5 protein-coding genes are annotated in these 6,315 nt (G+C 40.4%); 3 read left to right on the top strand and 2 right to left on the bottom strand.

Going from position 1 to position 6,315, the window contains the following annotated elements:
- Positions 1-457 precede the first annotated feature (457 nt).
- Entirely contained in the window at positions 458-946 is a 489-nt protein-coding gene (locus BLS49_RS16500; RefSeq protein WP_091232996.1) for a hypothetical protein, read from the top strand.
- On the opposite strand, the gene BLS49_RS16495 is transcribed toward BLS49_RS16500, so the two are convergent.
- On the bottom strand, positions 941-1,744 hold the full coding sequence (locus BLS49_RS16495) for a pentapeptide repeat-containing protein (RefSeq protein WP_091232993.1): 804 nt from the start codon (positions 1,742-1,744) through the stop codon (positions 941-943). The two genes, BLS49_RS16500 and BLS49_RS16495, sit on opposite strands and share 6 nt — an antisense overlap.
- A gap of 184 nt (positions 1,745-1,928) precedes the next feature.
- Between BLS49_RS16495 and BLS49_RS16490 the strand changes: the two genes are divergently transcribed.
- Together BLS49_RS16490 and BLS49_RS16485 are read left to right on the top strand one after the other, a co-directional pair.
- The gene (locus BLS49_RS16490; protein WP_342707209.1) at positions 1,929-5,027 is read left to right on the top strand and encodes a hybrid sensor histidine kinase/response regulator; all 3,099 of its coding nucleotides are present in this window, start codon (positions 1,929-1,931) and stop codon (positions 5,025-5,027) included.
- Positions 5,028-5,054: 27 nt separating this feature from the next.
- Entirely contained in the window at positions 5,055-5,444 is a 390-nt protein-coding gene (locus BLS49_RS16485; RefSeq protein WP_091232990.1) for an iron chaperone, read from the top strand.
- 27 nt (positions 5,445-5,471) lie between these two features.
- On the opposite strand, the gene BLS49_RS16480 is transcribed toward BLS49_RS16485, so the two are convergent.
- Entirely contained in the window at positions 5,472-6,302 is an 831-nt protein-coding gene (locus tag BLS49_RS16480; RefSeq protein WP_091233008.1) for a helix-turn-helix domain-containing protein, read from the bottom strand.
- Between the last annotated feature and the right edge of the window lie 13 nt (positions 6,303-6,315).

The raw sequence follows: 6,315 nt of genomic DNA, 5'->3' as shown, positions 1-6,315 counted from the left end.
TTTGTTTATGTAAAGCCTCTAAATGCCCTAAATTGCTGCAAATGTGCAGGCTTTCTCTAAGGATTCTCTTCAAACTAGTCTATTCTGAAACATATTCCTGCACTTTTGCAGGCTTTTGTGTATCCTTTCATGGCTACTTATATAAAACTGCATTTTTGCATGCATTTCCTGATATTTTGCCTTCCACTGCTAAGAAGCGCCCCTCAAAGCTATACTTAGAAACTTTTGGAACAGTTGGAACAGCCCCTTCTTTAATAATGTGCTCAGTATGGTCGCTATCCTAGATATCCTTTTTGTATTGGGATGACTAGCGGGTGTCTATCCTTCGGGTCACAGTTCTGTCCTAGCCCAGATTTATACCGCTCGATCAATCACAGTTTTTATTGACTATTAACAATAATAGCCATAATGACGATATATTCAGAGAAATCCATTTAAAGTAACAGGTGGTGTAGAAGTGGGGTTTATTGATAAATTTTTTAAAAAACAAAAAACAGAGGCTCAGCCTCAAGATAATGAACGAATTCAAGCCATTCAACATGCAATTAATATCATGGAAAATGCCGATTCTGAAAGTACTGAGGAAATCATTGAAAATATCAATCAATTCACAAAAGACAAGCACATCGCTCGAGAGCTTTATTGCCTGATCCCATCCTCTTATTGCCGATTGATTATTAGAGAAGTGACATATTCAAATGAACTGATCACGATGTCACCGGACGGTTCTCAAAAAATGGATTTAATATCCAATCACCAACTCTATAATCTCATTCAGGACGTGCTGATACACAAGTTCAATGGAGAAATAGATAACGATAAAATTCAAACCATCTTATTTCAAAGTGCCGAATTTAATGCGATAAATAATGCACTGAACAACGGGAGTGCCCTTGAAGATTTAATGACTGGCCCCTTGGTCATACTCGCGTCTGACAACTTATAGCCAATGGGCAGGAGCCTTAATGTAACGAGGCAGCCTAGTCTCTTTATTGCCTTTGGCCGAATTTACTTGAGCTTGAGTCAAAAAAATACATCCAGTAAGATCTGCACCTGATAAATCAGCATCTCTCAAGTCTGCGCCTATAAAATCCACTTTTCTTAAATCAGCGCCCTTCAAATTGGCTGCAATCAGCAATGCCCCTCTAAAATTCATTCCTCGCAGGTTGGCCCCCTTCAAATTTGCACCTAAAAAATCCTTACGTAGCTTGCTGTTGCTATTACTTTGAAGATGATCTTTTCGAATGATTTCACTAGTTTGCAGCAATAACTGATTTACGACTTCTCTATGAGCAGGTACATCTAAATTTATAATCTCTACCGGATGAAGATGAGTCAGAGATAAGGTTGTATCAAAGACGCTTTGCAACTCATTATGAATAGAACGAGTTTCTTCTAAATGTAAAGCCTGATTTAAATAATAAAGCATCTCATGCAATTGCTGAACAACAGGAAATACTGCAAACATTTCTTTGGACAGCTCTGGATTATTTCTCCAATCCTTACCTTTGAAGATTTGCTGCGAGACATGCTGCCCTGCACCAAAACATTCATAAGAAACACACCCGTGAAAACCTTTATCTATAAGATGCTCATGTATACCGCAATGATGATCAGGACGCAAGTTGCAGCAAGGAATCCCGCCTTCCTTATTAAAAGCGAAATCCGCTGATTTTGCGTAAGGTAAAGCCACACAGCATATTCCAAAGCATTGTTCACAATCAGACTGTAAATTGTTATTCAAAGAAACCACATCCTAAATGAATTCTTAATATAAGCTAGAGGTTCACCAAAAACAAGATTCCCTATTATTTCAAATATTTGATCCTCTTGTATTCTACACTAATTTACCTGTTAGTATATAATTAGTTTTATAGACTATATGCAGTAGAACCCGCTATAGGGTATGCGATAGGAGCTAGAATAACTTGATAACTGGTATAAAGAAATATAAGACCTGGAAAACTTTTGCGATCGTGGGTTTGTTCATAATTATTCTTACAGGTTCACGATTACTTTGGATAGATAAATTTTATACTGACGATCAACCGCAAATTGAGAATGGGGTCCTTGATTTACGAGACTGGGATGCTGCACAAAAGGGTCATTCGATTAATTTGGATGGACAATGGGAGTTTTATCCTCATGTATTCCTGATAGATGATCCAATAAAAGCATTTAACACAACTCCCCAAATGCTTCAGGTTCCGGGAAAATGGAACGATTCCTTGGAGCCAGGTCATAGTACTCCCTACGGATACGGCTCATATCGACTTCAAATTCTCGTTAACCCAGAACGTGATTATACATATAGCATTCGAGTTCCAAGCGTCCGCAGCTCTTCGGAGCTGTATGCAAATGGAAGACTGCTTGCTAAATCAGGACAACCAGCTGTAGATGAACAAAATTATGTTTCGAGGAATCTCCCCTACTCAGCTTCCTTTACAGCAGGCGACAGTGACATCATTGAAATTGTTGTTCAGGGGGCAAATTTTAAAGATTTCCGTGACAGCGGAATTGTTCGCTCGATGAAGTTTGGAACAGAGCAAGTTATTGCAAATGAAATACGCACGTCTATCACTATGCAGCAGGTAGTCGCAATCGTATTTCTGATGCATGCCATCTATGGGATTATTTTGTACCTGGCAGGCCCTAGGGATAAGAACTTGCTTTACTTTTCCCTGCTGATCATCTGTGTGATGTTCATGAATTTACTTGGGAGCGAAGAAAAAGTATTACATTATTGGTTCTCGATAAATTACGAGATGGGCTTTAAGTTAGTTCATCTTGCTATGATTGGAATTTCCTATGCCCTGCTTCTGTATGTAGAACAACAGTTATCCCTGTTTTTGAAAAAAATATCTCGATGGTATATTCGTCTTTGTATCGTTGGCGTTGTAGTGGCAATTATCCTGCCTGTTCAATATTCCATAATAATTCAGCCGTTTTATTTTGTGCTAATGTTGATTTCTGTCGTCTTATCCTTATGGTCCATGCTTCAAAAGGCGATCAAACAAATTAAGGGCAGCGTACTATTTCTTTTGGCCTTCACTGCACTTGCAAGTAATTATATATGGTGGGCATTATTCCTGTTTAAAGGGATCAGTATCGTATATTATCCGTGGGATCTCATTATAGCGATAGCCTGCTTTGCGTCTGTATGGTTTAAAAGCTACTTTCAGGAGCATCTGGAAACTAAAAAGCTCGCTGCAAAGCTTCAACAGGCTGATAAGCTGAAGAATGAATTTCTAGCCAATACATCTCACGAACTGCGTAATCCGCTTCATAGCATTCTTAATCTTTCGCAGGCCGTTCTGGAAAGAGAGCAGAATGCTTTAAACAAAAAAAGTGTTAGAGATCTGGAAAGCGTCCTGTCTGTCGGACGGCGAATGTCATTGATGTTAAGCGAGCTGCTTGATGTGATGAGTCTGAGACAAAATGGTTCACATCTACAACTTCGAAGCTTTTCTATGCAGACGATTGTGACTGGTGTATTCGATATGCTTTATTTACTGGCAGATGGAAAAAAAGTGAGGCTGGAAAATCAAATCCCTGAGCATTTTCCGCAAGTATTTGCCGACGAAAATCGGGTCATACAAATCGTATACAACCTTGTTCACAATGCGGTGAAATATACAGACCAGGGTGAGGTGTCTATTCGAGGTTTCTTAAGAGGCGGGAAAGCTTACATAGAGATCGCGGATACCGGCATCGGTATGGATGAAGCAACTCTACAACGGGTGTTTGAACCATACGAGCAGGCTGACTCTAAAAGGTCGATGATTGAGGGAGGTTTTGGACTCGGACTGAGCATTAGTAAGCAACTGGTAGAGCTGCACGGAGGAACCTTGGAAGTACACTCTGTTCCCGGTGAAGGCTCGGAATTTATCTTTTGCTTACAGCTAGCAGATTCTGCATCTTCACAAGAAGATATACGAACAGAAATTGCTGCAACGGTTGATTTAGTAAAATCGTCAATGGCTTCCTCTCCTTTATCACACAGCTTGATATCCGAGCCGAAGCCACAGCTACTAGCTGATCGACCTAGAATTTTAGTGGTGGACGATGATCCGATGAATCTGAATGTGCTGGAATCGATTCTTACATTAGAACAATATGACATGATATGCGTAACAAGCGGTCAACAAGCGTTGGATGTATTGGAGTCCAAGGAATGGGATTTAGTTATTTCAGACGTCATGATGCCTCATATGTCCGGGTATGAGCTTACACGAATGATTCGTAGTCGATTCACGCTTACAGAACTGCCCATTCTGCTCCTTACTGCAAGAAGCCAGCCTGAGGACATCGAAAACGGATTTTTAGCGGGTGCTAACGATTATGTAACGAAGCCGGTAGATGCTCTGGAATTAAGATCACGAGTCAGAGCGTTAACAACAGTCAAGCAAACGGTTCGCGAACGATTGCAAATGGAGGCCGCTTGGCTTCAGGCGCAAATTCAACCCCACTTTTTATTCAATACATTAAATGCAGTTACCGCATTGAGCGAAACCGATTTGGAGAAGATGCGCAATTTGCTTGATGTACTTGGAAGCTTTTTAAGGAATAAATTTCAGCATATAAATATGGATGAGCTAGCGCCCATAGAAGACGAGCTAAGTATCGTCCGTTCCTATTTGTATATTGAACAAGTACGGTTTGAAGATCGACTGCATGTGGCTTGGGAAATAGACGAATGCAAGGAGCTGAAAATTCCGCTGCTTACGATCCAGCCTCTGGTCGAAAATGCCATTAAGCATGGAATTATGAAGTACGCCTGTGGTGGAAATATTGTCATCCGAATCTCGAATCATGATACTTATGCTGAGATAACAGTTGAAGACGACGGCAGTGGTATAGCTGAGGCTGATTTGCACCGAATCCTGGAAAAGGGATCTACCGGCAGATCCGGAGTTGGACTGATCAATACAGATCTTCGATTAAAGCGGCATTTTGGTAATGGACTTCAAATCAAAAGCACCTTGGGTGTTGGAACAAGGGTATCCTTTAAAGTTCACCGAAAATAATGGAAATTACAGGAGGAATCATCAACTATGAATGGAGACAAAGTCGCTTTTAGCTCAATTGATGAATATATCGCTTTATTCCCGCCTGACGTTCAGGATAAGCTTCAAACCTTAAGAAAGGTTATAAAAGAGGCCGCGCCAGGTGCGAATGAAAAAATTAGCTACCAAATGCCTACTTTTGCGCTACATGGGAATCTAGTACATTTTGCTGCCTATCAAAATCATATTGGCTTCTATCCTGGTGCAAGTGGGATTAGTGCATTTCTTGATGAACTATCAGTATATAAGAATGCTAAAGGTTCTGTTCAATTTCCCATAGATGAGCTACCACCGTATGCATTAATCACCAGAATCGTTCAATTCAGAGTCGCTGAAAATATTGGACGTGCAGACGCCAAGTTGAAAAAGAAGAAATAAAAGCCGGAATACCCCATTGTCCTATTTTTAGAACAAGCTGGGGTATTTTTGCACAAAAATGTTAGCCATAGCATGCTGATGAGGAATTCCTGATGAATTGCAATCAAACACAACCTCCGAGCTATCTTGAATAAACCAATCATGATAATGAGAGAGCAATTCGCCTGAGTACCATTTGTATGCGTTAGGTTCTTTTTCAGGAGGCGGCGCTATAAAAGGCTTATTAACAAACACATTGAGGAAATGCATCCCATTTACATTCGTGTACTGTTTATAGTTTTCAAATATTTCATTGCGAAAATCCGGCTTTATGTAGTGCAGAACACCGCTTGAAAACACAATATCATAATAAGCATCTAATCTATAATCCAGGATGTCCGCTTTAAAAACGTTAACATGTACCCCCATTTGATCAGCGAGTCTTTTCGTCTTTTCAATCCCTGCGTCCGATACATCAAAGGCAGTTACATCATACCCGTTTCTCGCAAAAAACACGGCATCTTTTCCTTCACCACAACCGATATCTAATAGCTTTAAGCGCCTGCCAGGTGGCATTAATTGTAGAACCTGATAACACGCTTTATTGGGCTCTAACCCCCAGTAGTACTCCTCTGTTTTGTATTCCTCCTCATAAATGGTGATCGGTTTATCCTGGGAAATATATCCTAACAGCTTATCGATGCTGACCTGTAATGTTCTGGATAATTCCGGCAGCAGAGATATATCCGGCATGGTTTGCGCGTTCTCCCACTTAGAAACAGCTTGAAACGAAACCCCGAGAATTTGAGCCAGCTCCTCTTGTGTCAATCCGTTTTCTTTTCGGTAAATGCAGATGTTCCTTGATAATTGTTCTTTCAGCATTTCTTCACGC

This window comes from Fontibacillus panacisegetis (assembly GCF_900102215.1).
GTDB classification, from domain to species: domain Bacteria; phylum Bacillota; class Bacilli; order Paenibacillales; family Paenibacillaceae; genus Fontibacillus; species Fontibacillus panacisegetis.
The sequence above is the reverse complement of the archived record's forward strand: the minus strand, read 5'-3'. Positions and strand labels throughout refer to the sequence as shown.